Source organism: Prosthecobacter sp., from assembly GCF_014879935.1.
Lineage (GTDB): Bacteria > Verrucomicrobiota > Verrucomicrobiia > Verrucomicrobiales > Verrucomicrobiaceae > Prosthecobacter.
In genome coordinates this window covers 1-26566 of sequence record NZ_JACSRD010000174.1, presented here as the reverse complement: position 1 = coordinate 26566, position 26566 = coordinate 1, and the positions used below count along the sequence as shown (strand labels likewise).

General features: G+C 62.0%; 23 protein-coding genes, 1 other RNA gene and 1 pseudogene. 13 read left to right on the top strand and 12 right to left on the bottom strand.

Going from position 1 to position 26566, the window contains the following annotated elements; translation table 11 throughout:
• From IAE77_RS18470 to IAE77_RS18455, 4 genes and pseudogenes are all read right to left on the bottom strand, one after another.
• Positions 1–698 (bottom strand): transposase (locus tag IAE77_RS18470; RefSeq protein ID WP_345780996.1); only part of this gene is annotated, 698 nt, incomplete at its 3' end.
• The gene (locus tag IAE77_RS18465; protein WP_294229652.1) at positions 676–1590 is read right to left on the bottom strand and encodes a hypothetical protein; all 915 of its coding nucleotides are present in this window, start codon (positions 1588–1590) and stop codon (positions 676–678) included. The genes IAE77_RS18465 and IAE77_RS18470, both read right to left, overlap by 23 nt.
• Positions 1591–1698: 108 nt before the next feature.
• A pseudogene (locus IAE77_RS18460) lies at positions 1699–1887 on the bottom strand (transposase); the annotation flags it as partial.
• Positions 1888–2262: 375 nt separating this feature from the next.
• Positions 2263–2721, bottom strand: coding sequence for a hypothetical protein (locus IAE77_RS18455; protein WP_294229650.1), 459 nt, complete (start codon positions 2719–2721; stop codon positions 2263–2265).
• Between the two features lie 139 nt (positions 2722–2860).
• Between IAE77_RS18455 and IAE77_RS18450 the strand changes: the two genes are divergently transcribed.
• Positions 2861–3508, top strand: a complete 648-nt coding sequence (locus tag IAE77_RS18450) for an FHA domain-containing protein (RefSeq protein ID WP_294229647.1) — start codon at positions 2861–2863, stop codon at positions 3506–3508.
• A 17-nt stretch (positions 3509–3525) separates the two neighbouring features.
• On the opposite strand, the gene IAE77_RS18445 is transcribed toward IAE77_RS18450, so the two are convergent.
• Positions 3526–4341: a hypothetical protein gene (locus IAE77_RS18445; protein ID WP_294229644.1), complete on the bottom strand. Its 816-nt coding sequence runs from the start codon at positions 4339–4341 to the stop codon at positions 3526–3528.
• A gap of 155 nt (positions 4342–4496) precedes the next feature.
• Between IAE77_RS18445 and grpE the strand changes: the two genes are divergently transcribed.
• The 5 genes from grpE (at position 4497) to IAE77_RS18420 (ending at position 13272) form a co-directional block, all read left to right on the top strand.
• Positions 4497–9677, top strand: coding sequence for a nucleotide exchange factor GrpE (grpE, locus tag IAE77_RS18440; RefSeq protein WP_294229641.1), 5181 nt, complete (start codon positions 4497–4499; stop codon positions 9675–9677).
• Positions 9678–9721: 44 nt separating this feature from the next.
• Positions 9722–11212 carry an Hsp70 family protein gene (locus IAE77_RS18435; RefSeq protein WP_294229639.1) on the top strand — a complete coding sequence of 497 codons (1491 nt, stop codon included), beginning with the start codon at positions 9722–9724 and terminating at the stop codon, positions 11210–11212.
• 29 nt (positions 11213–11241) lie between these two features.
• Positions 11242–11577: a hypothetical protein gene (locus tag IAE77_RS18430; protein ID WP_294229636.1), complete on the top strand. Its 336-nt coding sequence runs from the start codon at positions 11242–11244 to the stop codon at positions 11575–11577.
• Between the two features lie 15 nt (positions 11578–11592).
• Positions 11593–12294 (top strand): 16S rRNA pseudouridine(516) synthase, encoded by a 702-nt coding sequence (locus tag IAE77_RS18425; RefSeq protein WP_294229634.1) that lies wholly within the window; start codon positions 11593–11595, stop codon positions 12292–12294.
• Positions 12295–12375: 81 nt separating this feature from the next.
• Positions 12376–13272: a polysaccharide deacetylase family protein gene (locus IAE77_RS18420; protein WP_294229633.1), complete on the top strand. Its 897-nt coding sequence runs from the start codon at positions 12376–12378 to the stop codon at positions 13270–13272.
• A gap of 76 nt (positions 13273–13348) precedes the next feature.
• On the opposite strand, the gene ssrS is transcribed toward IAE77_RS18420, so the two are convergent.
• The 3 genes from ssrS to IAE77_RS18405 all read right to left on the bottom strand — a co-directional run bounded on the left by ssrS (position 13349) and on the right by IAE77_RS18405 (position 14323).
• A non-coding RNA gene (gene ssrS / locus IAE77_RS18415) (6S RNA) lies at positions 13349–13530 on the bottom strand.
• A 132-nt stretch (positions 13531–13662) separates the two neighbouring features.
• Complete coding sequence (locus IAE77_RS18410; protein WP_294229631.1) at positions 13663–14025, bottom strand: hypothetical protein; 363 nt, start codon at positions 14023–14025, stop codon at positions 13663–13665.
• Positions 14026–14131: 106 nt separating this feature from the next.
• Entirely contained in the window at positions 14132–14323 is a 192-nt protein-coding gene (locus IAE77_RS18405) for a hypothetical protein (RefSeq protein ID WP_294229628.1), read from the bottom strand.
• Positions 14324–14553: 230 nt separating this feature from the next.
• Between IAE77_RS18405 and IAE77_RS18400 the strand changes: the two genes are divergently transcribed.
• Positions 14554–15420 (top strand): metallophosphoesterase, encoded by an 867-nt coding sequence (locus IAE77_RS18400; protein ID WP_294229626.1) that lies wholly within the window; start codon positions 14554–14556, stop codon positions 15418–15420.
• On the opposite strand, the gene IAE77_RS18395 is transcribed toward IAE77_RS18400, so the two are convergent.
• Complete coding sequence (locus IAE77_RS18395) at positions 15417–16091, bottom strand: LysR family transcriptional regulator substrate-binding protein (protein WP_294229624.1); 675 nt, start codon at positions 16089–16091, stop codon at positions 15417–15419. The genes IAE77_RS18400 and IAE77_RS18395 overlap by 4 nt on opposite strands.
• Positions 16092–16124: 33 nt before the next feature.
• Positions 16125–16355, bottom strand: a complete 231-nt coding sequence (locus IAE77_RS18390; RefSeq protein WP_294229621.1) for a LysR family transcriptional regulator — start codon at positions 16353–16355, stop codon at positions 16125–16127.
• 135 nt (positions 16356–16490) lie between these two features.
• On the opposite strand from IAE77_RS18390, the gene IAE77_RS18385 reads away from it, so the two are divergent.
• The gene (locus IAE77_RS18385; RefSeq protein ID WP_294229618.1) at positions 16491–17657 is read left to right on the top strand and encodes a hypothetical protein; all 1167 of its coding nucleotides are present in this window, start codon (positions 16491–16493) and stop codon (positions 17655–17657) included.
• Positions 17654–18646 (top strand): nucleoside hydrolase, encoded by a 993-nt coding sequence (locus IAE77_RS18380; RefSeq protein ID WP_294229615.1) that lies wholly within the window; start codon positions 17654–17656, stop codon positions 18644–18646. The genes IAE77_RS18385 and IAE77_RS18380 overlap by 4 nt, the downstream gene beginning before the upstream one ends.
• Before the next feature lie 41 nt (positions 18647–18687).
• Here the strand turns inward: IAE77_RS18380 and IAE77_RS18375 are convergent, their stop codons facing one another.
• Complete coding sequence (locus tag IAE77_RS18375) at positions 18688–19146, bottom strand: DUF488 family protein (RefSeq protein ID WP_294229612.1); 459 nt, start codon at positions 19144–19146, stop codon at positions 18688–18690.
• A 191-nt stretch (positions 19147–19337) separates the two neighbouring features.
• Here IAE77_RS18375 and IAE77_RS18370 point away from each other — a divergent pair, with 191 nt between their 5' ends.
• Positions 19338–20795, top strand: a complete 1458-nt coding sequence (locus IAE77_RS18370; protein ID WP_294229609.1) for a DUF1080 domain-containing protein — start codon at positions 19338–19340, stop codon at positions 20793–20795.
• A 3-nt stretch (positions 20796–20798) separates the two neighbouring features.
• Positions 20799–21698 (top strand): alpha/beta hydrolase, encoded by a 900-nt coding sequence (locus tag IAE77_RS18365; protein ID WP_294229606.1) that lies wholly within the window; start codon positions 20799–20801, stop codon positions 21696–21698.
• Between the two features lie 9 nt (positions 21699–21707).
• Here IAE77_RS18365 and IAE77_RS18360 read toward each other — a convergent pair whose 3' ends face one another.
• On the bottom strand, positions 21708–22805 hold the full coding sequence (locus tag IAE77_RS18360; RefSeq protein WP_294229602.1) for a L,D-transpeptidase family protein: 1098 nt from the start codon (positions 22803–22805) through the stop codon (positions 21708–21710).
• A 145-nt stretch (positions 22806–22950) separates the two neighbouring features.
• Between IAE77_RS18360 and IAE77_RS18355 the strand changes: the two genes are divergently transcribed.
• Together IAE77_RS18355 and IAE77_RS18350 are read left to right on the top strand one after the other, a co-directional pair.
• On the top strand, positions 22951–24384 hold the full coding sequence (locus tag IAE77_RS18355; protein WP_294229599.1) for an FAD-dependent oxidoreductase: 1434 nt from the start codon (positions 22951–22953) through the stop codon (positions 24382–24384).
• Between the two features lie 60 nt (positions 24385–24444).
• A complete protein-coding gene (locus IAE77_RS18350; RefSeq protein WP_294229596.1) occupies positions 24445–26178 on the top strand; it encodes an exo-alpha-sialidase in 1734 nt (577 codons plus the stop codon).
• The last annotated feature ends 388 nt before the right edge of the window (positions 26179–26566 follow it).

Here is a 26566-nt window from a genome sequence, read left to right as displayed (position 1 = left end):
TCCTTCGGATCTTTTACCAGCCCGGCGCGCACCGGATTGAGGTCGATGTAGGCCGCCATCGTGCGCAACGCCTCGCCTTTGCCCTCGACCAGCACGCTTTTGAAGCGATCCATCCACAGCGTGCCTTTGCGTCCGCGCCGTTTGTTGAACCACCGGCTGAAGCGCTCCTTCACCTCCTTCACGAACAACGACAGGTCGCAGAAACGCTTCTTGATCGCCTCCAGCTTCTGCTGCGCCAGGGATTCCAGACCACGCTGGCGCAGGTCGCTGAGCTCATCGCTCAACAGGCCCACGTAGGTCTTGCTGTAGAGGATGCGCAGGTGCTCCAGCAACTTCGCCTCGCCGTGCGGCCCCTCGAAGCGTTGCAGCCAGGTGTCGCGATGCGGCACCTCGGCCAGCAGGTGAAAGTGATTGCCCATGAGGCAGTAGGTCACGACCTTGAGGCCGCAGAACTCCGCCATGCGCCAGATGACACGACGCAGCGCGTCTTTCTCCACGTCATCAAAGAACACATCACCGCCGCAGGTGCGGGACATGACGTGGTAGCAGTAGGACTCCAGCGGTCCCCTGCCGAGGATGCGCCGCCAGCCGCCGGACCACGAACGCGCGCCGGGATAGAGGCCGGTTTTGGCATTCACGCCGACGAGCTGCTCTTCGAGCGGGAGCGGTTGAGGATCAAGGGATGGAGCGGCTTTCATGGCAGCGGAAAGTGGGCGGCAAGGCGACAACTGCAACAACTAAATGCCTGGCATCTTTTCTCTTCTTTTCTCTTTTCTTAGAATGGCCCCCTGACCCCTTCATGCTTTCCTCTGGTTGTTCGTTCTTCGTGGCTTTGATTGCTTCCCATTTTTTGGCAACACTTGAAGCAAGATCAAGATATGCAGTCCGCGTTTGAGCGGAAAACGGCGGCAATCTTTCTATGGCTTTTTCCAGCGCCCGGTCATCACCCAAGTAGGCCATGGATATCTCCCCTGTTCTCCAATCACACTCCACACGGAGCACTTCATCCGACTCATCTCCTTCTTCATTCAAATACCGGCGTCCACTGTGATACACGTCAGTTTCTGAAATGGCAGCGCCTTCAGAATCACGTCTTACACGTTTCACGGCGGAGATGTCTTTGACAGGATCAATGATCCATTCATCGCCAGCAATGTCAGTGCTTCTAAAGCAGATCCACTTTTCGCCAATGGGACGCATTCCAAGCAAAACACGTTTCGGATTTTCGGCGAGCCCGCGCTTATGCGGCCCCTCAAGTTGAGTTAATTCTGGTCTTGCAGAAGGCTCGCAAGCTGAAAGCAATAGCAGGCAGCTCACATGGAGCATTAAATAGAAAAACTTGTTTTTCATTCGGCTAAGGTAATTCACACTTCGCGCAAAACTCCTCTTCGACTTCAAACTCATAAATCTGCGGTAAATTGCCGCCGATGCTGACTCGTGGCTTATATCTTGGATCACCCTGATCATGATCCGTCCAAACGGAGCCCCCACCCAATGTTCCTGGTATCCTTGTTGCTGATGTCCAGCCAAAAAAGATGCCAGGCATTTAGTTGTTGATGCCGCTGTATTTTCCACACTTTCCGCCGCCATGAAGTCCGTCCAATCCCCTGATTCTGAAGCGCTTCCGCTCGAAGAGCAGCTCGTCGGCGTGAACGCCAAAACCAAAAAAGATGCCAGGCATTTAGTTTAGGCATTTAGTTTGTCGGTGAAGCAGGCGGCGAGCTGTTCGCAGAGGCGCTCGGCGCGGTCCATCTCGCGCAGCAGCAGGCAGCCACCGTCGCTGGAGAGGTGTCCGCCGGAAAAATCAGCCTCCACCCGGCGGCTTCCAAGCCCTTGAAATGGGAAAGTCTGCTGATAACACTCTGTCGTCGCTTGGGTTGGGTGCATGGAGGTCGGTGATGCTGCGTTTTGCCTTCGTAATCAAAGCTTAGCAGCCCCTCCGCACCCGCTCAAGCGCACCGGGGTGTGAGAAACTTGGGCTAACACCGGGGTCAGGCAAAATATTGCCAAACGTGAAGCGGTGATATCGCGGCGCAGGCAGCGACCTCGGCAAAGGCCGCATCGAGCATCACTCTCCGCATGAGTTCGTCACACGGGTGGGAGAGGGTATCAGTGGTACTTGGCTCAACCATTGGGGAGCAGACCACACGCTGTCACCGTCCGCAGGCATTGTGATGGCGAGGAACGACGACGAAGGCGCAGGGTGGAACTGGTTGGTCGAAGCCTGGGACCCACGATGGCTCGAAGCTGTCTGCCCCGAATTCAGCGGTAGCCGGAAACCATCACCACGGGCACTTCCTTGCGTTTGCCTTTTTCCGTCTGGTGGATGGCAATCATGTACATGCCGGTTTTCTTCGGCTTGTAGAACAGCACGAAGCCCCAGCCGTCGAGTACCGGCAGGATTTCACCTGAAGGCTTGCCTTCCAGGTCCAGGACAGCACCGGTGATGTGAACGCCGGATTTTTTCGGCACGGCGACGCAGAAGCAGTACTCATTCCCTTTGTAGAGCTGCATGCGTGTCGCCTTGCCGAGCTTCGGCTGCAGGTCGCGGCTCCACGACTCCGCACGGATGTTGAAGCCTTCGTTTTCCTGATCGTAGGCCAGCGCCTGGGCGGCAGCCTCGGCGTCTTCGCGGTCGGCCGCTCGTAGCGACGTCGCCTGCAGCAGGATCAGTTGAAGCGCGGCGACGAGGAGAGCGGTGAATGTGACTGGGAAACGCATGGCACAGTGGAGGCGTGTGAAAACACTCTCACACGTGAACATAGGCGTTGCATCAGGAAAATCCCAAGTTTCTGTGGCTCTGTTCGTGCTGCTCCCGGTTTGCCACACGGATTTCACCTCCCTTTTCCATCATTGATTCATGGCCTCAGTAGTCTTTTACATGGAGGACGGCACCACGCTCGTCCACACTTTGGAAAATGAAGTCACGACCATCGGGCGGCATCCTGACAGCCATGTCGTCCTGACCTGTCCTTCCTCCTCCGGCCGCCATGCCGTCATCAAACAGCAAGAAGGCGGCTGCTACGTCCAGGATCTTGATTCCAGCAACGGCACCCGCGTCAATGGCGCCGAAATCGAGGAAGCGCTGCTCAAGGACGGTGATCGCGTCGGATTCGGGGACGTGCAGGCGGTGTTTTACGCCGGCGATCCTCCCAAGGTTCTCGAAGAAAAGCCGGTGCCCACGCCGCGATTCTCGAAAAATCTTCCGACTCCGGACTCTGTGGTGGACAAGGAGCCGCCTGCTCCGGTCGCGAAGAAGCCCGCTCCTTCCGGCCGGGCGCTCAGTCCGGTGCGCCGGGCGTATGGGAAAACCGCCAGCGGCTATCCCGACACCACCGAAAGCGGCTGCATGACATCCATTGTCGTCATCGGTCTGTTCGTCATCGCGTTCGCCGTCGGTCTGGCGCTCCGCCACTCGAAGGAGATGAATGGAAACATTCTCACCGACACCATCGACAAGATGACCGGCGGCATGCCAAAGATCAAAATCGAGCGCAAGGAGGAGTAGTTCGCCTCCCTGCTCTCTCAGAGCGGCCGTTTATATCCTTCGCAACGGCTGTGCCACCCGGTCAGCCAACGCTTCTCGCCACGTTCCGGCGGTGAGTTCGCCACCCGGCGGCTCAGGACGTTCTTGGCGGACTCGGCGAACTGAATGGGCTGTTGCCACACGGTCTTTGCTTGGGGCATTCCTTCCAGGACCTGGAGCAAACCCCAGCCCTGGCCGTGGTAGCGTTCCTTGGCGCTGGTGCCCTCACCTTTGAAGTTCACGTAATCGATCAGGCAGAAGGTGCCCTCCGGTGTCTGCTTCAGTCCATCGAAGGCCCGCCGTACACCTTCAGGATTCTTCGACTGCGCCAGCATCTTCGGCAGCGCCCGTTCCATTCTAACCATGATGAATTCCGTCTGCTGCCGCACCGTGCGGCTCAGCAATTCCCGCAGTTCCTGCTGTCGGGCACCGTTTTTGTCCGCGTCGAAGGCGGCTTTCGATGGCCAGGGGCATGGGCCCTTCGTCCAGGCCGGTGTCGCGATGCCGCCTGCGCCCAAATAGGCCATCAGCGGCGGAAAGCTCTCCTCAAACGGCCCTTTCCGGCCCTGCGGATACCAGATGAAATGCCCGATGCCCAAGGAGGCAAAGTCCTCGCCGGCATTCCAGCTCGTCAGGCCCGCCACCGTCCCGCCGCACTCATTCTGCCAGATCCGGCGGCCGACGCGGTCGATCTGGTTTGCGGAAAGCCGGCTGGCTGAGGCGTTGCCCGCCGCTGGTGCGGCCGTGCACCCGCCCAAACTTGTCAAAACCAAGGCCAGAAGGCTCAATGACTTGAGGAAGGATTCAGCGCTCATATTTTGGAAATACTAAATGATGCTATGCAATCGAACTGGTTTTTGAAACAATAAGGGTGCGGGGTTATTCCGCCCTGCCCAAATTTCATTAAGTTTGCTTCACTGATTTTCCACCCTTATTCTTCCGGCTCTCCAGCCACTTTTGCGCGTTCGGCATGCCGTATCTGGCCTTCAATCTCAATGACGGAAATGAGTTCGTCTTCGACATCCTCGAAGAGCGTCTGTCCATCGGACGGGACGCCGGGAACGACATCGTCATCGACAACACCTTCATCTCCGGCCACCACGCCGAGTTCCTGCGCCAGGCCGACGGCGGCTACGAGATCGTCGATCTGAAGTCCTCGAACGGCACCTTCGTCAACGGCCGGCGCGTCGAGCGTGCGCGTGTGAAGGGCGGCGACCGCATCATGTTCGGCCAGTTGGAAAGCCGGTTCCGGGAGCGTGCACCGAAGGGCCTGGCTGCGGACGGCGGCTCAAAGGCGGTATCCACGCCGAAAGGCCTGCCCACCCGCGAAGACGGCAAAAAAGGCGACACAGAAAGCATCCCGACACGCGACAAGGACCTCCCGAAGGCCACACCCGAGACCGGCAAGATCGAGACCACCAAGCCGGTCGTGCAACGGGCACCGGCCGACACCGCGAAGGCCCCCGCCGTCACGCCGCCCGTGTCTCTCATCCGCAAAGCGCCGCCTCCGCCGTCGTCTGTCCCGGCACCGACCGCCGTGGTAGCGGCCGATGGCGGTCACAAGCAGCGGAATGAGCTGCAATCGCTCGAAACCACCCTGGAGGCCCGCCGCAAGGAGCTGACGCAGGCGCAAACCGAGCTCACCACCTTCAAAACGGAACTCGAACAGCTCCGCAGCCAGGTGCAAAACGCCCGGGCTGAGCTGGCCAACGCCAAAACGGAGGCCGGCAAGCTGGATGCCAAGCGGCGCGATGTCAGCAACGCTGAAAATAAGCTCGAATCCACCCTGGCGCAGGTCGCCAAGGCGGAGGCCGACCTCGCCACCGCCCAAAAAGGCCTGCAAACCCTGCACGCTGAGGCTGAGCAGCAGCGCAAAGCCCGCGAGACCTCGATTTCCAAGCTCCTCGCGGATGAAACCGCCGCCCAAGGCAAACTGGCCGCGATCAACCAGCTCCTCGCCTCCGCACAGCAGTCCGAGTCCGAGCTGAAATCCCAGCGCAGCGCCGAATTGCAGAAGCTGGAGGCCGATGTGGCGGCAAAACGGGCCGCGCTTGATGAGATCACCGCATCGCTGGCCAAAACGAGCGAGGAGGCGAAGTCCAAGGAAGCTGCTGCCGCCAAGTCCGCCGCCGAAGTCACCGCCGCGGCTGAAAAGCTGGCCGCTCTGCACAGTCAGATCTCCGCAGGCGAGGCGAAGCTCAAGGAACTCAGTCAAAGCCAGGCGGACGCGCAGAAGTCGGAGGCGGAGCAGCTTTCCAAACGCAGCGCCGAGCTGCAGGACCTCGACAAACAGCTCGACGCCCGCCGCAGCGACCTCTCAAAGACGCAGGCGGAGCTGCTCAAAACGCAGGGAGAACTGGCCGCGCAGCAGGATTCGCTCGCCAAGAGCTCCGAGCAGTTCAAATCGCGCGAGGCCGCCGTCGCCAAGCTCACCGACGACGAAAAGACGACCAGCCAGAAACTGGCCGCGCTGCAAAAACAGATCGCGGATGCGGAATCGGAGATCGCACGTCTCGCCGCCGCCCAGGCTGATGCGCAGAAGTCGGAGACCGAACTGCGTTCGAAGCGCAGCACCGAGCTGCAAGACCTCGACAAACTGCTTGATGCCCGTCGTGCCGATCTGACGAAGCTCGACGCGGACAAAGCCGGGAAAGAGAACGAGATCGAGGCCGTCAACGCCACCCTCGCCAAGGCCCAGGAGCAGGTGCGGGACGCCCAATCGCAGATCGCACAGCTCGGTGGCGAGGAAAAAGCCGTCGCCGCCCGTGTCACCGAATTGCGTGGCAATGAGGACCGCCTCAAGGCCGTCACCCAGACGCTCGGGCAGATGGAAAACCAGCGCGGCATGCTGGATGCCGCCATTGCCGCGCTCATGGGCCGCCAGCAGTCGCATGAGGCGGAAGCCGCCGCTGCGGAGGAGCGCATGACCGCGATTCGCGGCCAGCTTGCGGCTCTGGAGCAGCAAAAACTGGCTGCGGAGCAGGAAACCGCCGAGATCAACGCCCGCAAAGCCGAGGCCGAGGCCACGGCGGCCGAACAGCAGAAACAAGCGCAGGCAAAGCTGGCCGAGATCGACAAACAGGCCCGTGATGCCCGACGTCATGACGAGGAGGACCGTCAGGTGGCGGAAAAACGCCTCGCCGACCTTCATGCGCAGATCTCGCAACGCGAGACGCGTGCCGCCGAGGTCGAGGCGCAGGTGAAGGAACTCGACGGCAGGGTCGCCGATCTCAACAACAAGCTCGAAGACCTCGCCTCCACCGATTCCCGTCTCCACGACTCAACGGAGGCGCTCAAGGCCGTCGAATCGCACAAGGCGGAGGTCGTCGCCGCAGTCGCCACTTTGGTGAAGGAGCGTGACGAGCGCACCCGCGAGCTGCTGGCAGCGACCGAACATGGCCGGGCGCAGACCCTGCTCACGCAGACGCTCAACCAGCGCCGTGAAGCGGCGGAGTTGGAGGTCAAAACCATCGAGGAGCAGCAGGCAGAGCTTTCCCGGGCAATGGGAGCGGCGCGTGAGCAGCTCCGTCAGGCCGAGCAGGAGCTCAAAGACCGCGAATCGAAGATCGCCGCCGCCGAACAGCGCACCAAGAACCTCGAAGAACTCGCCGCTGCCGCCGACCAGCAGTTCAAAACTTTGCAGGCGGACCACAAGAAGCTCAGCGAGCAGCTCGCCGCCGCGAAGACCGATCTCGACCAGTCCACCACTGCCGCGACCGAGCGGAAAAAGGAAGCTGCCGCCGCTGCCGCCGCCGCGGAGAAGAGCTCGCAGCAGCAACTCACGCTGGCGGAGAAGATCAGCGGCCTGGAGGCTGTGATCGCCACCCTGACGGCGACGCATGCCACCACGCAGCAGAATCTTTCCGCCGCCGAGTCCGATCATCAGAATCTGCAGGATCGCATCGCCGAACGGCAGAAGGAAGCCGCCGCCGCCGAGGCACGTGTGGCGGAATTGACGCAGCAGACCGCCGGTTTGGAAGACCGGGTCAAGGAACTGGCCGCAGCCAACAAGCAGCACGCGGAAGTCACCAGCGCGGTGGCCACGGCCACCCAGGAACGCGACAAGCTGGCCGCCGAAAATCAGCGTCTGACGAAGGAACGTGGCGAACTCGAGGCGGTGCTGCCCGATTTGCGGGCCAGCGTGACCCAAACCCGCGCCGAGGCGGACAATTTGAAGGCTGAACTGGCCGCTCTGACCCGGGATCGCGATGCTGCGGCTGCGGAACTGAAGGAGTCCCGTGCGGCGCATCAGAAGACGAAGTCGGAGGTTGAGGCGTTGCGCATCGAGTCGGTCAATCTCGACAAGATCCTCAGCGACAAGCGCAATAACCTCGAAGCTGAGACCAAAACGAAGCTCGCCGAGGCGAATGCCGCCGAAACACGCCTCAAAGGCATCCAGGACCGCATTGCCACCGCTGAAAAACGCCTCGAGGAACTGGCTGATGTGGATGCAAGGCTGGCCGCGACCACCAAGGCGTTCAAGGAGGCCGAGGCACAGCGGCAGGCGGAGGACAAGGCGCTGGCAGAGCTCGCTCGCAGCCAGGACAAGCTCAAAAAGGAACTCGCCGCCCTGGAAACGTCCATCAAGGCCGAGAACGCCCAGCTGGCGGACCTGAACAAAGCTGTCAAAGCCGCCGAGGCCAGGGCCGGTGACGCCGAAAAACGGACCGACAAGGCCGTGGCTGCGCTCCAGGATGCGGAAAAGAAGCGCATCGAGGCCGACGCCATCGCCGAGAAGGTGCGCACGGAGGAAAAGACGCTGAGGAAGCAGATTCCAGCCCTCACCACCGAACTGGCGGGCATCCAGGCGATGCTGGTCAGTGTGACGAAGGAACGCGAGGAGGCGTCCCAGTTTGTGACTCGGCTGAATGTCACCACCGACGCGCAGAACAAGAAGCTGACGGAACTGCAGCAGCAGATCACCCAGCTCGAAGAGGCTCACAAAGTGCGCGAGGAACGTGTGATGAAGGCGCAGGCGGACGTGGACAAGGAAGCCGCACGTCTCAAAGCGGCTCAAGAACAGTCCCGTGCCGCCGAAGCCCAGCTCGCCGAGCTGGACAAGCAGGTCAAGGAGGCCAGAACCAAGACCGAGGCGGCGAAAAAGGAGAACGCCACCATCGAGGACGACCTGCGGCAGCGTCTTGACCGCGTCCAGCACCTGAAGTCCGAGGAGGAGCGGCTCGGCAAGGCGATCGAGGCGCTGCAAGGAGACCTGCAGGGCGCTGACATGTCCCTCAAGGAACTGCACACGAAGATCGACGCACGGAAGACCGAGCTGGGGGATTACCTCAAGGTCGGGGGGCAGATCCTCGGCCTCGGCCAGGCGGTGGCCGGGCTGGAGGCCCGCCAGGCGGAGATCAACAAATCCCTGCGCCGGACCTCGGAGGAGGAACTGGCCGTTCAAGTGAAGCTCAATGCCGCGCAGGAGGCCCTGAACCGCGAATCGGCACGGGCGGAACAGATCCGGAAGGATCGCGAGGCGGCGGACGCGGAGTTCCAGAAGTTCAGCGCGGAAATTCAGAAGCAGGCCGCCACTCTGCAGAACTACGAGGTGGAGCAGAAGAAGCGCATCGCGGAGCTGGAGAAACGCATCACCGACCTCGGGGCCGTGCAGCAGCGGGCGCTCGGCCAGATCGACGAAACGAAGGAGGAACTGGCGCGGCTGGAGGCGCGGAAGCAGGAATTCGCGCAGGCGGAGGCCCAGCTCAAGCACTGGCAGGAGATCGAAAAACGCCTGCGTGGCCAGCTTCAGGAGCTGGAGGAGAAGCACGAGATCATGCGCCGCGGGCTGCCGACGGAGGAGAGCACGGTCGTCATGTTCGCCAACGACATCATCAAACGCATCGACCTCATCGACGCGCTGGCGGCGCGCTATGCCGGAGCGAACGGCAGCGACGTGCCGCAGCAGCTGCAGACGCTGCGGGCCTCGTTTGAGGACATCCTGCATCAACATGGCGTGCAGGAGTTCAGCGTGCCGGCGGGAACCGAGGTGGACCTCGAACTGCGGAAACGCATCGCCGTGGTGGACTCGCTGCCGGGCAAGCTGAAGCCGCGCGTCACGGAAAGCTGCCGTTCCGGTTTTATCTTCTCGCGTGGGGAAGGGCACGAGATTATCCTGCGCAAGGTGGAGGTGCGCACCTCCAGCCAATAGCCCCCCCGGAGAACTGATCTTTTATATCCCAATCACCTTTGTTTATGGCTGAATACGTTGGAATCGACCTCGGAACCACCCTCTCCGGGCTGGCTTACCTCAAACCTGATGGCAATCCTGAAATCGTGCCGAATGCCGACGGTGAGCGGCTCACACCGTCCGTCGTGTTCTTCGATTCGCATGAGGATGTGAAGCTGGTGGGCAGCGCCGCGCGTGACGGTGGCGAGCCGGACCGCACGATCTTCCAGATCAAGCGTCACATGGATGATCCGGAGCATCTGATCGAGATCGACGGCAAGAAGTGGACCCCGGCGGAAATCTCCGCGCTGATCCTGTCGAAGCTGAAGCGCGACTGCTCGAAGATCTGCGGTGACATCACCGAGGTGGTCATCACCGTGCCGGCCAATTTCAACGAACTGGCCCGCAAAAGCACCATCGCCGCCGCTGAAATGGCCGGCATGAAGGTCAAGCGACTGGTGAACGAGCCGACGGCTGCCGCGGTTTACTACGCGCACTCCCAGGGCGTGAAGGGACGCATCCTCGTCTATGACCTCGGCGGCGGCACCCTCGACACGACGATTCTCGATGTGGAAGGTGAAAGCATCCGTATCCTCACCTCCGAAGGTGCCCGCCACCTCGGCGGCAGCAACTTCGACGACCTGCTCCTGGAAGCTTATGCCGACCAATACCGCAAGCAGACCGGGGCGGTGCTTTACAGTGACGAACGGCACCGCCGCCGCGTGCTGCAGGCCACCGAAGACGCGAAGAAGATGCTGTCGAAGCTCCAGCGTGTGAACGACACCGTCGCCAACGATCAGAACAGCGGCATCGCCCGCATCGACCTCACGCGCGATGGTTTTGAAAAGCTTGTCCGCAACATGCTGACCCGCACCGTCTTCCTCGTGGAGCAGGCGCTGGATTCCGCCAAGCTGAAGCCCTCCGACATCGATCACGTCGTGCTGGTGGGTGGTTCCACCCGCATCCCGAAAGTGAAGAGCATCCTGGAGAAGATGTTCGGCAAGACGCCGAAGTCCTGCGGCAACGTGGACGAGTGCGTGGCGCTGGGCGCGGCCTTGTTTGCCAAGAAGTCGGCCCGCATCCAGGAAGTGTGCAATGCCAGCTACGGCACGCTGGCGATGGTTTACAACGCGAAGACCAAGGAGGAGAAGCTGATGAACTCCATCGTCATCCCGAAGAACTCGGTCATTCCGTGCTCGAAAACGCAGGTGTACCAGACCTCCGAGGACAACGAGCGTGTCATCGAGGTGGACATCACGCAGGGCGAGGACGAGGACGCGAAGTTCGTCGATGTCATCGGCCGCATCACGCTGGATGTGCCGCCGAACCGGCCGAAGGGCTGCGAGGTGGCGGTGACCTTCAGTTACGACGAGAACCAGCGTGTGCGTGCCCTCGTCGTGGACAAGCAGTCCGGCCGCAGCAAGGAAGTCGCCGTGACCTACAAGGGGGCCGGCGTGCTTTCGGATGAGGAATTGAAGCGCCGCAGCCAGCATCTTCGCGCCATGCGCATCGAGTAAAACCGTCACCCAATCGAAGGAGCCGCGTCATGTTCAAGATTCTCAAAACACTCTCCAAATCCCTCGGTGGCAGCAAGCCCGCCGCCGCGCCTGCGCCCGCCGCAAAGCCGGGAAGCCTGCTCGACAAGGTGAACAAGGGCGCGCCCGTGGCCGCTGCCAAGCCCCCTCCCTCGCCCAAGACGCCGGAGGAGCTTTGTGGCATCACCGGAAAGATGCCGAAGGAAGAGATCCGGGCGCAGTTGAAGCTGCTGTTCCGCCGCTACAACCGCACTGCCTCCAGCCTCGACGCCAAGCTCCGTCATGAGGCCGAGACGATGCTCGACGCCATTGTGCAGGTGCGGGAAAAGCATTTTGGCGAGATTTGATCTGCCGCCGGAGGCATGAAACTCGACCGCCTCATCGCCCGGCACGAGGCCATGGGCCGTCAATCGGCGCATCTCGCCATCGCCTCCGGTCGTGTGCGTGTGGAAGGCACCGTGGTGACCGACAGCCATCATCCCATCGACCGGTTCACCTGCGTGGCATTGGATGGCGCGGTGATCCAACAGCCGGAACGCGCCTTGTATCTGATGATGCACAAGCCGGAAGGCATCCTCAGCGCCACCAAGGATGCCACTCACCCCACCGTCATCGATTTGATCGACGACCAGGACAAACACACCCTGCACATCGCCGGACGTCTCGACCGGAGCACCTCCGGGCTGGTGCTGCTCACGAATGACGGCCGCTGGTCAAAGCGCCTCATGGCTGCGGAGCACAAGGTGCCGAAGGTTTACCTCGTGGAGACGCTGGAGCCGATCGCTCTGGACGCGGTGGCGGCCTTTGCCCGCGGGTTCTACTTCCACACGGAGGACATCACCACCCTGCCCGCTGAACTGGTCATTTTGGGAGAGCGTCAGGCGCGCCTGACCTTGCATGAAGGGCGCTATCATCAGGTGAAGCGCATGTTCCATCGCGTGAACAACCGCGTCACGCGTCTGCACCGCGAAAGCATCGGTTCCCTGGCCTTGCCGGCTGATCTGAAGGCGGGGGGGTGGCGCGGGCTCGATGCGGCGGCGGCGTGGGCGATTCTCGCCCTCTGATGGTTGTTTGAATTTCAGAAATTCCGGCTTTCGCGAATGAATTTCACCCGTTACTCTCGCAGCCCTGTGAATTCCCCCCGCATGTACTTCAGCATTTGGTTTGGCATCATGTTGGCAACGAACTCCGGTTGCACGACGCAGAAAGCTCCGGAAGCCGACAAGCTCGCCAGTGTCGAACAGGCCCGCAAGGCGTTGCCGGCCAACGAGCAGGAGAATCCGCTGGTGAAGCGGCTGAACAACCCCTCCTCCATGCCCACCGTGCCGCCAGCCGGCGCACGCACCTCGTATTCCTCAGCCAAGATCTCCCAGAAAACCGTGGCGATGACCTTCGACGACGGTCCGCATCCCTCCCTGACGCCGAAGCTGCTCGATCTGCTGAAGGAGCGGAACATCAAGTGCACCTTCTTCCTCATCGGCCAGCAGGTGAAGATGTATCCCGACATCGTGCGCCGCATCATCGCCGAGGGGCATGAAATCGGAAACCACACCTGGACGCATTGCAGCCTCACCAGCCGTTCCGACGCCCAGATCCGCAGCGAGCTGAAAAAGTCCGAGGACGCCGTGCATGAGGTGGCCGGTGTGCGGCCGCACCTCGTCCGCCCGCCTTATGGAGCGATCAATTCTCGCATCAAGGACCTGATGTTCAGTGAGTTCGGCTACTCCACCATCATGTGGTCGGTCGATCCGCAGGACTGGCGTCGTCCGGGCGTCGCCGCAGTGACCAGCCGGCTCGTCAATGGCGCTCATCCGGGAGCCATCATGCTGGCGCATGACATCCATCCGCCCACCATCCAGGCGATGCCCGCGATGTTCGACCAGCTCCTGGCCAAAGGGTATCAATTCGTCACCGTCAGCCAGCTTCTGAACATGGAGAAGGCCTCCATGCCCGTCGGCGTCATCATCCGCCCTGCCGAACCGGTAAATGACCGGGATCCCAAGCCGCTTCCCATGACGCAGGGCGTCAAGCCCAAGGCTTGAGAGGGGGAATGAGCGGCGATGAATCCATCGCCGCCCCCTGAAAAAGAGAAAGCGCCCCGGGCGGAGCCGGGACGCTTTCAAACCCGCCTGTGCCGTCCGCAACCAAAGGCTCACGAATCCCATGAGACCAGGTGGGAACCCGCGTTGAAGGAGCACTGTCTTCCAGTGAAGGCATGACATGTCACTCCAGCGCGCAGCCCCCGCATATATAGAAACGGGCCGGGCCACAAGGCACGATAACGAGCACCGCAGGAAAGGGTTGCCGCCCTGAGGCGGCCTGAAGATCTCAAAGAGCAGAAAACGGAATGCGCCGAGTTTAACGCCTGCGGCAGCCGGATCAAGAAAGCCTTCCACACCGGGCCAGAAAGTCAGACCGCATCCTGACTGGCCTCAGCCGAACAGCGGCAGCCCCTCCTGCGCCCGCGACAGAATCGCGGACAGACCGGCCAGCATCACCATCAGCACAAACAGCATTCCTCCGATCAGAAACAGATGGAGCCGGTTCCAGGGGCGCCGCCACTCCGGCGTTTTCTCCGGGTCCGTGACCAGGAAAGGGCGGAGCTTGCCCAGGTTGCGTTCGATGCCGACAGACATCAGCGCGATCCAGCCAAAAAAAGACGCCACAATGAAGGTGAGGAGTCGCGTCCACGGTCCCAGCGGCCTGTGCCAGCCATCCCAGGCAACGAGCAACGTGTCAGCCAACGCCACTACGGCGCACAGCCAGGCGAGAATTCGGTAGGTCACGGTCAGCATGCGCCGCCATGGCGTCGCCGTTTCACATTTTTGTCAAGCCCTGCCCGTGCGGCGGCAGACAGCGTCCACACCTTCCCAACATCCGCCTGCGGCGCTTTGGATCGGTTCAAGCACCCGCGCCGTCCTGGCACTCGCGGTCGATGCGCTTGTGCAGGGTGTCGAGCTCCTCCTGGTGCGTGCGCAGCACAGCAACCAGTTCCTTGATGATATGGTTCAAATGGTCCGAGGTTCCGTTCGGGAGTCCGCCGTCGCAGGCAATGCGCAGCGCGGTCATTTCGATCACTTCGAGTTTGTTCATGCGCGTTGGAGACCACTACGCCATCGCCGCTGGCTTTCGTCATGCCGGGGCATGATCGGGGAGCAAAGTATCACCTTGTGCGCTCAAAGTACCGTGCGGCTGTGAGACTGGCTTGCCTCCCCAGCGGCGAGCCGGGGCAGGGACACGCTTCGCCGCGTCTGGGTCATAGGATCACACCTCAGGTGGAAACTCTCGGAAGAAACCAAGCAGACGCCCGATTTGTATCCGTGATGACCTCCCGCCGCGCCTTTCTCCAAAACAGCACCCTTTGCCTCGCTGGCTTCAGCGGGCTCAAAGCAGCCGATGCGGAGGCCAAACCGCTGCTGCGCGTGGGTTTGATGACTGATCTGCACTACGCGGACAAACCGCCGACCAAAACGCGCTTTTACCGCGAGGCGCTGGCGAAGCTGGATGAGGCCGTGGAGGTCATGAATCGTGAAAAACCGGCTTTGGTGGTCGAACTGGGTGACTTCATTGACCAAGCTGACTCTATTGACCGAGAGATCGAGTGGCTGCGGACGATGGAATCGCACTTCGCACGCCTTTCGATGCCCAGGCACTACGTTTTGGGGAATCACTGTGTCGGCACGCTGACGAAGGAGGAGTTTGCCGCCAATACGAAGGCCAGCGGCAGCTTTGAGAGCTTCGAGGCCGGTGGTGTGACCTTTGTCATCCTCGACTCCTGCTTCCGCAGGGATGGCACGCCGTATTCACGCAAAAACTTCGACTGGAAGGACGCGAACGTGCCGAAGGACGAACTCTCTTGGCTCGAAAGCCAGCTCAGCAAGGCCAGCGGTCCCGTCATCGTGCTCGCGCATCAGCGCCTGGATGCCGACAAAGCCCACGCCGTGCAAAACGCCGCTGAAGTGCGCTCGCTGCTCGAAAAGTCCGGCAAGGTGCTCGCCGTCTTCCAAGGTCACTCGCACAAAAACGACTATCAGCAGATCGCGGGCATCCATTACACGACTTTGGTCGCGATGGTCGAAGGCAGCGGTGCTGGAAACAACGGTTACGCCGTGCTCGATGTCATGCCCGACGGCTCCTTGCGGCTGCAAGGCTTCCGCAGGCAGGTGGAGCGTGCGTTGCGGAGGGCTTAGCGCCTTGGAGCGGTCACCATCGCTCGAAACTCGGCCGCGCAGGGCAGTTCGAACTCACCTTTGCGGCGGACGTGGCAGATTTCCTCATCGCCGAAGAGGTGGCTGACATTCCGCAAGACGACGCCGGCGTGGTGCGGGGTGGGATCGGGGCTGGCCGGCAGTGGGGTGAGGGCGAGGCCCATGCCCATGCGGACGTATTCAAACAGCAGAAACGGGAAGTTCGATTCGATGACGATGCCTGTCTTCTCCAGCAGACCGGCCTGCGACATCACCGCGTCAAAATGCTGCCGGCAGTAGGCTCCGGTGCCAGGCAGGATGAGAGGATGCCGGGTGAAGTGCTTGAGCGTGAGTTTTTTCACCGTGGCGAGAGGATGGCGCTCCGGGCAGATGAAGGTGAAGGGGTAACGGGTGAAGGGCGTGTATTCGAGCGCCTTGCGCACGGGTGTGCCGGGCAGCCGCGCGGCGATGGCGAGATCCGCGCCGCCCTGCTCCACCAGCTCGACGGCCGCCGGGGAGTTCCGCTCCAAAAACCGGAGATAGAGCCGCGGATGCCGCGCATGGATGCTGGCGATCGGACGGCGCAGCTCATGCACGAGAAAACTCGGCGCCGTGGCGATGACGAGGCTCTGCGGCAGGTCATCGCGCAGGCTGGCCAGCACCGCGTCCTTCACCGAATCGAACCCCGCGACGAGAGGCGAGGCCAGTTACACCAGCTTTTTCCCGGCGGCGGTGAGCTCCACGCGCTGGCCGACGGTGCGCACCAGCGTGCAGGCCATCTCCTGCTCCAGGCCGCGAACCTGCTGCCAGACGGAGGCGCGCGTGAGCTTCAGCGCCGCGGCGGCACCGCTGAACGTGCCACGCCGCGCGAGCGCCACGATGCTGCGAAACTGCTGCAAACGCAGCTCTTTGAAATAGTGGCGTGGCTGGTCGGGCATGATGACGGGAGTATGGGCGCCACGCATCAGGGCACAAGCGCGGCTCCGGTATGCGTCCGCCAAACAGGGTGCTGGAAAGTCGCTCACAGGGTGCGGATACACGGCCGTCCAGGCGGCGTTTGTGGATGGGTTCCCATGATGCTGAGACTTCTTTTTCGCGCTTCGGCACTTCTGCTGCCGGTCCTGCTGCCGGTGGAGATGCATGCCGATGAAAAGCGTGTGCCCATCATCTACTCCACCGATCTTTACCATCCGCCGAGCGATCCCGATGATCACTTCGACACGGCGGTGCTGTTTGCGATGAGGGAGTTTGACGTCCGCTGCGTGGTGCTGGACAACGGGCTGGGCCGGCAGGTGGAGCCGGAGGTGAAAGCCGAGTTCCGGCACCGCATCGGCAGGCCGCCGCTGGAGCAGCTCATGCACATCACGGGGCGGCAGGTGAAATACGGCCCCGGTCTGCCGACGAAGCTCACCAGCGCCACGGACAAAGGTTTGCAGCAGCCGGCGGAGAATCAGGCCAGCATCGATATGATGCTCGGTGAACTGCGTGCGTCGGAGGAAAAGGTCACGCTGTTCCTCAACGGCAGTTGCCGCGATTTTGCCGCCGCGTTCAACCGCGATCCGGAGCTGTTTCGGCAGAAGGTGAAGGCGATCTACTGCAACGCGGGCATCGTTGTCGAAAAAGGCGTGGCCTCGCAGATCGACTACAATGTGGAGCTCGATCCCGTCGCGTTCTTCAGGCTGTTTGAGACCGGCGTGCCGCTCTACTGGTGCAGCACACGGCCGAAGATGTCCGAGCGCGCGCCCGGCGGCCCGTATTCGACGAACTTCTGGATCCACGAGCAGCGCATCATCCGCGCAGGCAGCCTGCCGGTGCAGAACTACTTCATCTACTGCCTCACCGGCTCCAAGGAGCCGCACCTTCCGTTTCTGGCCAAGGAGCAGCAGAAGATTCCCACGCCGCGCGGGATCGCGGGTGATGGCGGGCGCTTCATCTGGTGCACCGCGCCGTTTGTGCACGCGGCGGGGAGAAGCATCTACCGGAAGGGCATCGCGGATTTTCATGCGCTGCAGCCTGCTGAGGCGGAACGTCTGGGCCTCGCCGGGGCAAAGATTGACCTCTTCACATTTGTCCCGGCAAGTGTGAAGACCAAAGAGCCGCTGAAGTCACTGGAGATCGATGTGAAGAGCGCGGCGCCGGATTCGCCCGTGCAAGTCTTCCACCGTCCTGTTACGGACACTGATTACCGATCCGTGATGGAGTCCGTGCTTGCCAATCTCGCTGCCGAACTCGGAAAATGAAACTCCACCTCCTCCTATGCCTCATCCTCGTCAGCATCGAAGCCCGCAGCGAGCCGGTGCGGATCTTTTTCGACACAGACATGGCCACGGATTGCGATGACGCGGGTGCGCTGGCGGTGCTGCATGTGCTGGCAGACCAGGGCGAGTGCGAAATCCTCGCCACCGTGTCCAGTTCCCTCAATCCCACGGCCTGCGCGGCCATCGATGCCATCAACCGCTACTACCAGCGGCCTGATCTGCCCGTGGGAACCGTTCGCGGCACGGGTGTGAACGAAAAATCACGCTTCACGCAAAGTCTCGCGGCGGAGTTCGTGCATCGCTTCAAAGACGGCAGCCAGCCGCCCGATGCGCTGACAGTTTATCGCGATGTTTTGGAAAAGCAGCCCGATGGCTCCGTGACGCTCGTCACGGTCGGCTACCTCACGAATCTGCGGAATCTCATGCGACTGCCTGCGAGCGACGGCCACGTCAGCGGCCTGGACCTCATCCGCGCGAAGGTGAAGCGCTGCGTCTGCATGGGCGGGAACTTCATGGGCAGACCGCCAGTGGATGATCTGAAGCTCGACAACGTGAACTTCCGCCGCGATGCCGCCGCCGCCGTGGAGGTCATCCGCCACTGGCCCACGCGCATCGACTTCGCCGGCCGCGAGGTGTGCTCCATCCCCAGCGGATTGAAAGCCGGCGCCGTGTTGATCGACACGCCGGAGGAAAATCCCGTGCGCCGCGCCTACGAGGTCTATCTCGGCGGTCCCGGCCGCACCCGGCATGTGGCCGATCTCGTCACCGTGCTCTACGCCGTGCGCGGCTTGCGCGACTGCTGGAACCTCTCCGCGGCCGGAACGATGGACATCGCTCCTGACTGCGCCTTCAAATGGCGGCCCAACATCGATGGCACCCAGCACCATCTTCTCAAAAAGCCCGGCAACGACCGCCACGTGGAGTCTGTGATTGACGGCCTGCTCAAGGTGCCGCCGAGGCCACGGCCCTGAAGATGATGCGCGCCGCGCTGTGATACCCGCTGCATAAGCGGTCAATCGGGCAGGCCGGTCTCAGCCAGGTAGCATGGCGGACTTGCGAAGGAGCGTGGTGCTTCGGCGGCCGGAAAGGATGCCCGGCTGTGCAGGATCAGCGGCAGCAGCAGGGAACGATGGCAGCGGGACTCGTCCTGGCAGAAGCAGCCGATGCTGAACATTGACGTGTGGGAGAGGGCTCCGAGCAGGTCAATCAGGCGCTGGCAGTCCGGCTGCCTCATCTCGGCCCGGTAGCGCCGCGCAAAGACTGCCCAGGTGAGCTTTTCATCCAAATAGGCTTTCAACAGTGCGGCGGACGGTGCCAGCTGAGGCAGCCAGAGGTCGAAGTATCCACGTTGACGCCACTCGGCCTTCCGGATGCCGCGTGGAGGGTGGCGTGTGACGCCGACACGCCAGCCTTCGCCGGGACTTCGTGGCGTGCCGTAGCGATAGTGTCCGGGAGGTGAGGATGATTTCATGACCGTGAGTGCCGTGTGCCGTCCTGGCCGCAGGGCGTGCTCGCTTGCTTGCTTGGCGGGGCGAGGCACGCATGTGTCCGAGGCCGGAAGAAAATCAGCGTGAGGTGACCGCCGCCCGCAACCTGATTTCCATGACCTCATGACCGTTGATTGAGCGCAAGGAATCGCGATGTGGATCGTGTTTGAAACGCATGATCCGCCATTTCTCCGCCACCTTCCGTGGCTTGCCCGCCTGTCTGCTGCTTCTCACCGGCTCCGCTGAAGGTCTGGAGCCCGGCTTTGAGTCGCTGTTTGATGGCAAATCGCTCGATGGCTGGAAGCACGATGGCAATTGGGCTGTCGTGAACAGTGAGATCGCCCGGGTGAAGAAGGGTGGCTCGCTGGTGTATGAGAAGGCGAAGGTGCCGGCTGATTTTGAGCTGCGTTTTGAGTGGAAGGTCGCCCAGGGCTGCAACAGCGGCGTGTATTACCGGCCGGGGCAGTATGAGTATCAGTTGCTCGACAACGCCAACAGCCCTTACGGCGAAAATCCGCGTCAGGCGGCTGCGTCGCTCTTCTTTGGCATGGCGCCGACGAAGGACGTCGTGAAGCCGCATGGCGAGTGGAACGAAGGGCGCATCGTTTGTCAGGGGACGGTCATCCAGCACTGGCTGAACGGCGAAAAGGTCATCGACTTCGACTACAGTGACCCGCGTTGGTTTCACGAGCTGGAAGTGCTGCGCATTCGCGGCGGTGATTTGGCGAAACGCGGCGCGAATCTCTCGCTGCAGGACCATGGAGCCGATGTGGGGTTCAGAAATCTGCGATGGAGGGCGATTCCGGCCTCGGAGAAGCTCGTGAGCGAGAATTTGACGCCGATGCCGATTCCCGATGGCGCATTGAGAAAGGAGCAGGAGCGCATCAACAAGATGCTCGCGGGGCAAAAGGGCGAATGGCGGCATGAGGAGCTGAAACGCTTCAAAGCGGAGGAGGCTCATCAAGGTGTCGCGGTGGATGCGGAGCACTTTTATGCGATCACGAACGCTGCCATCGGCAAATACCGCAAAGACAGCGGAGAACGCGTTGGTGGCTGGAAGGAGACGCAGGGCCGCATCAAGCATCTGAACGCCGGAATCGTGCTGGATGGCAAACTGTGGTGTGCGCACTCGAATTACCCGGAAATGCCGATGAAAAGCTCGGTGGAGGTCTTCGACGCGCAGACGATGCAGCACCTCGAAAGCATCGATCTGACGAGTGTGGGTGGCTCGCTGACCTGGGTGGATCGTCGCGATGGCTGGTGGTATGCCTGCTTTGCCCAATACGCGAAAACGGGCGATCCAGCCCGCACACGCGTCGTGCGCTTTGATTTGAACTGGAAGCCTTCAGCGGAGATTCGCTTCCCGGCGGAGATGGTGGCGAAGTTTGGCAAGAACAGCAGCTCCGGTGGCTGCTTCGGCCCTGACCGGCATCTCTTCATCACCGGGCATGATGCGCAGGAGCTGTATGTGCTCGATCTGCCTGTGGAAGGCGATGCGTGGACGTGGAAGACGGCGATTCCAATCTCCGCGCACGGTCAGGCCTTCGCGTGGGATCGCAGTGCTCCATCCCTCCTCTACTCCATCGATCGAAAGACGAAGGAAGTGATCGTGTCGAAAATCTCCCGCCCGTAATCCATGCGCCGCTTCATTCGCTGGTTTCTTCGACTGCTGCTCGCCCTGATCGTGCTGGCGATGCTGCTGCTGGGCGCGGGTTGGTGGTGGTTCCATCCGGCATTCACGGTGACCCCTGGAGTCGTTTATACGACGCGAAACGGGCATGAGCTGACCCTGGACGTCGTGAAACCGGCGAATCCGAGCGGGAGCGGCATCCTGGTGATGGTCAGCGGACGGTGGAAGTCGGACCCGAAGAAGTTTCAGGCGTGGATGGCGGCTTCGTTTTTGCGTCAAGGGCACACGCTGTTCGCGGTGTCGCATTTGTCCCAGCCGGAGGCCAGCGTGCAGGAGATCGTGGAGGATGTGCACCGCGCGGCGCGGTTTGTGCGGCATCATGCGAAGGACTACGACATCGATCCGGCCCGTCTCGGCGTCTTCGGCGGCAGTTCTGGCGGACATTTGAGCCTGATGCTGGCCACACGTGGCGGCCCGGGCGATCCGAACGCCGCTGATCCGGTGGACCGCGAGAGCAGTGCGGTGCAGGCCGCGACGGTGTTTTATCCCGTGACCGATCTCATCAATCTCGGCCCCTCGACGGAAAATCTGCACGATGGCGGCCCGCCGAAGAGCTTCCGCAAATCGTTCGGCCCGACAGCGGGAGATGTGGAGGCGTGGAAAACCATCGGCCGGCAGGTTTCGCCGATCTTCCATGTCACGAAGTCGCTGCCGCCGGTCTTCATCGCGCATGGCGACGCGGACACGCTGGTGCCGCTGGAGCAATCGACGCGATTCAAGGAAGCCGCGGCAAAACTGGGCCGCGAGGTCCTGCTGACCGTGCGGCCGGGCGAGAAGCACGGCTGGCCCACGATGATCTGGGACGCGCATCTCTTTGCGAACTGGCTGGCAGAAAAGCTGCGCTGAGACGTAGGCTCAGCGCTTCCAGAACTCGAACCAGCGCTTCTTCTGAGGAGGAGGAGGCTGCGGTGGCGGAGGCTCGGTTTTTTTCACCACGGGCCGCGGGATGGCCTCCGGCCCCTCGATGATCACGGTCATGCCTTTGGTGATCAGTTTGACCAGCCGCACCACGTCCCAGTTCGCCGTGCGCATGCAGCCGTGGCTGGAACTGCGGCCGATCGTCTGCGGTGAGTTCGTGCCGTGGACACCGATGCCGGGCTTGTTCAGGCCGATCCACATCACGCCCACGGGATTGTTCGGTCCGATGGGCAGATTGTAGGCCGTGCTGGTGCGCACGCCGTAGTTCAAAACGCCCTCGTCCCAGCGGAAGGTCGGCATCTGCGTGATGCCGACGATCTTCCACGTGCCGGGAGGTGTGGCAAGATAACCGCTGCCGGGCGTGATCGGCACGCTGGCGAGCATCCGGTCGCCCTCGTGCACGCCGAGCAGCTTTTCCTTCGTGTCGATCTTGATCATGCGGGTGGCTTTGAATTCCGGCACCTCAGGCAACGCGGGAATCGGCTCCAGCAGCTCGATCTGAAAGGGCTCGGCGACATTAGGCACCTTCACGACATCGCCGGGCTTCAGGGCGCTCATCTTCGCGGGCTGGTTCAGCCACTCGATGAGTTCCGGGGAGGTGTGGAAGCGCTCGGTCAGGAACTCCAGCAGCGAGTCGTAGGGCAGGTACTTCTTTTTGCTCTGCTGCGAGGGTTTGGACGGCAGATCGCCCACAAACTTGAGGTCTTCCTCCCGGATCGTGTAGTTCGTGTAGAGCTCCGTGATGGTGGAGAGATCCAGGGTGTGCGTTTCCAGCTCGGTTGCGGGCAGGCCGTTCGCAGCCTGGTAGCGTTGCAGCGCCTTGGTGGTGAATTCGCCCGGGCGGCCGTCCACTTTCCCGGGGCCAAACAGTTTCGAGTCCAGGAAGATCTGCAGCCGCAGCACAGGCTCGATGGGTTCTGGTGCCTTCGGCAGCGGTGGCGGCTCGCTGGTTTCAGGAGCCGTGGGCGCGGCGGGCACGGCCCCGGCGAGAGAGGCGATTCCGAAGGCGATCAAGGTGCAAAACAAGGGTCTCATGGGCGAGGGTGTACGGATAAAACCGATGATACGCTACAACGGGGCCAGGGTGACGCAACACATGCAGCCCTGAGAGGGACATCACCGTCCTGCCGCCGCTCGATTTGTGATAGCCAGCGGCCGGTCGCGTCGTGATGTTGCGATCATGAAACGCGCCCCTGTCTCCCGCCGCCATTTTCTCACCGCCGCGCTCGCTGGTGGTGCCGCCAGTCCTGCTCAGCTACTCGCCGCGGAGGCTGCGAGCGGCTTCCACGAGCCCGCTCGGGACATCCCGCTGGCAGATGACGCCGATGTGATCGTTTGCGGCGCAGGTCCGGCCGGGGTCGCCGCTGCGATCACCGCCGCGCGTGCCGGGGCGAAGGTGCGCCTGTTTGAATGGCGCGGCTGCCTTGGCGGCATCTGGACGGCGGGGCTGCTCGGCTACTTCCTCGACTTCGACAAGCCCGGCTTCGCCAAAGAACTGCGCGAGAAACTCGATGCACGTGATGCGCGGGCGAATTCGAAGAGCTCCAGCCGCTTCTGCTACGATCCGGAGGCGCTCAAACTGCTGCTGGAGGAACTTTGCGTGGAAGCAGGCGTGAAGTTCCAGTTTCACACGAAGGTTTGTGCCGCGTTCAGGGAAGGCAGCAGGCTCACCACGATCATCACCGAGTCGAAATCAGGGCGGCAGGCATGGAAGGCGCCCGTTTTCATCGACACGACCGGCGATGGCGATCTCGGTGCGCTCGCGGGCTGCGGATTCAAAGTCGGCGACGCGGAGGACATCGAAGCGGTGGACACCTGCCCCTGCCAGCCGCTGTCGCTGAACGCTCTGCTCGTCGTGAAGGATGCCGAGGCGCTGCGCGAGTTCATCCGCTTCGGCTCGCCGCAGCCGGGTGAAAACACCGACGGTGAGAAGAAGAAACGCATCCGCGACGAGATCGTGAAAGGCACGGGCCAGATCCCCTCCTACGCCAGCTCCACGCTCTGGCATGTGCGGGGCAATCTCTGCTTTGCCATGTTCAATCATGAATATGGCGTGAAGCCCTGGGACGCGGCGGAGATCACCGCCGCCACCGTGCGCGCCCGTGCGGACATGCACAGGATGGTCGCCGGCCTGCGCAGCCTCGGCGGGCCATGGGAGGGCATCCAGATCGTGGCCACCGCCGAGCAGATCGGCGTGCGCGACGGCCGCCGCATCGCCGGCCGTTACATGGTGAAGACGGAGGATCTGGTCAAAGGGGCGCGTTATGACGATGGCGTCGCGCGTGTCACCTTCGGAGTCGATGTCCACGCCACCACCGCCGAGCACAACAAGGCGAAGGGCGCGATCCACACGAAGGGCATCAAATCCACGCCTTACGACATCCCCCTGCGTGCCTTGATCGCCAAGGATGTCGATGGCCTCATGATGGCCGGCCGCTGCATCAGCGGTGATTTCATCTCGCACTCGAGCTATCGCGTCACCGGAAACGCCGTCGCGATGGGTGAGGCCGCCGGTGTCACCGCCGCGCTCGCCGCACTGTCGAAACGCATGCCGCATGAGGTCGCGTGGACCGAGGGCGTGGCGAAGCTGAAGGAGATCGGCCAGCGGGTTTGAGCGCTGTTATCATATCAGCGCAAAAACCGTAGAGACAGGCCCGCCGCGCGTTCTGTGAGCATGCGTTGCCTCGCCTTTCTTTTTCTCACCGCTTCCCTCCATGCCGAAACGTGGCCTCTTGATGCTTTGGACGGCACGATGATGCCTCGTGGTGTGGTCAAAGCGGCCGCGGGAGCCGTGGGATCGAGTTTGGCGTTGGATGGAGCTTCTCTCATCGAGCTCAAAGACAGCGCGAAGCTCGCCAGCGGCGCTTTCACCGTGTCGCTGTGGTTCAATCCGTATGCGCTGGAGGGCGGGCAGCAGATGCTCATCGGCAAAAACCGCTACTCGCGTGGCGAACGGCAGTGGGGCATCACGATCGAGCCGGATGGCAAGTTGAAGGCATATCTGCAACAAAACGGCTGGAGCACGATTGCGTGCGCGGAGCCGCTGAAGGCCGGCTCGTGGCACTTTGCGGCTTTGGTGGTCGATTCGGGTAAAGCAGCGCTATTTCTCAATGGAAAGCCTGTGGGCGAGGTGAAGCTGAAACAGCCGATTCCGACGACGGAGGCTCCGATCACGCTCGGCGGCATTTTTGACGATGGCCGGACACGCCAGACCTTTCTCGGCGCACTTGATGAGGTGCGGATCGAGTCGCAAGCGCTGCGCGACTTTGCGTTTCAGCCCGTCACGGCCACGCATGAGCTGCCGAAGCCGAAGACGGCCGATTTTCCGCTGTGGGATGCCTCGCAGAAGCTCGCAGAGGCCAAAGACCTGCCGGTGCTGGAGGGCGTGGAGTTTCATGTCATCAAAAAATGGGACAAGGAGGCCGATGGCTACACCTTCCTGCATGGTGTCGGGCTCTGCTGGCACAAAGGGAGGCTCTATGCGTCGATCGGCCACAACAAGGGCGCGGAAAACACGGTCAGCGAGGAAGCCCAGTATCGCGTGAGCGACGACGGCGGCAAAACCTGGAGCGAGCTGCGTGTGATCGATGCCGGCGAGGAGGAAAACCTCGCGGTGAGTCACGGCGTGTTCCTCTCGCACGGCGGGAAGCTGTGGGCCTTCCACGGCGCGTATTACAACCACATGGAGCGCATCCACACCCGCGCCTACTCGTTTGACGAGGCCAGCGGGCAGTGGGTCAAACATGGCGTCGTCCTCGAAAACGGCTTCTGGGCGCTGAACCAGCCGGTGAAGATGCGCGATGGCAACTGGATCATGCCCGGCATCAGCGCGGGGCCTTACTCGAACACCGGCGTCTTCCCTGCCGCAGTGGCGATCAGTCACGGTGATGATTTCACGGAGTGGGACTTCGTCAGCATCCCCGTGCATGAAGGCATCCGCCTGTGGGGCGAGTCGAGCATCATCGTCGATGGGGCGAACGTGCTCAACATCGCCCGCTACGGCGGCAAGGCGCTGGCCTTGATCTCGAAGAGCACCGACTATGGCCGCACCTGGACCACGATGGCCGAAAGCAACCTCCACATGACCACCAGCAAACCCGCCGCCGGATTGCTGAGCAAGGGCCGCCGCTACCTCGTCTGCACAAACGCTGCCAACAATGGCGGCAAACGCTTCCCGCTCACCATCGCCCTCAGCGAGCCGGGCAAAGAGGTCTTCAGCAAAGTCTTCGTCATCCGCCACGCCGAGCACAGCGGCCCCGGCGAGTCGAACCCGAAGGCCTCCCTGAGCTATCCCTGCGCCACCGAGCATGAGGGCAGGCTCTACATCGGCTTCTCCAATAACGGCGGCCGAGGCGGCAATCACAACAGCGCCGAGATGGCGGTGATCCCGATCGAGAAGCTGAAGTAATGGGGCCATTCCTGGCCCCAGGTGGCAAGGCGGGGCAGGAATGCCCCGGATAAAGGCTTCGCACGCATGGTCCATCGACCCAGCGTTGCGGATTCATGATCTGGCTTGGCGCGGCGTTCCCGCCGTATTCGTGCTGGAAAAGTTGAGCGAAGATCAAACCTCCGCGTATGCCTCGGGAAACGGGGTCCGAACCGGGGCAGTGTGCAACTGCTTGACAACACGGCAGCGTTCACGGGCTCTTGGCATCGGCTTCCTCCAGAAAGCGCTTCATCTCCTCGGGCACTTTCTTGATCGCCGTCTTCCCGTCAAGCCGCCGCAACTGCTGGCTCACATTCGCCGCCGACTTCATTTCCAGCTTCTCCGCCAGCCACTCCTGCGACACCACCGT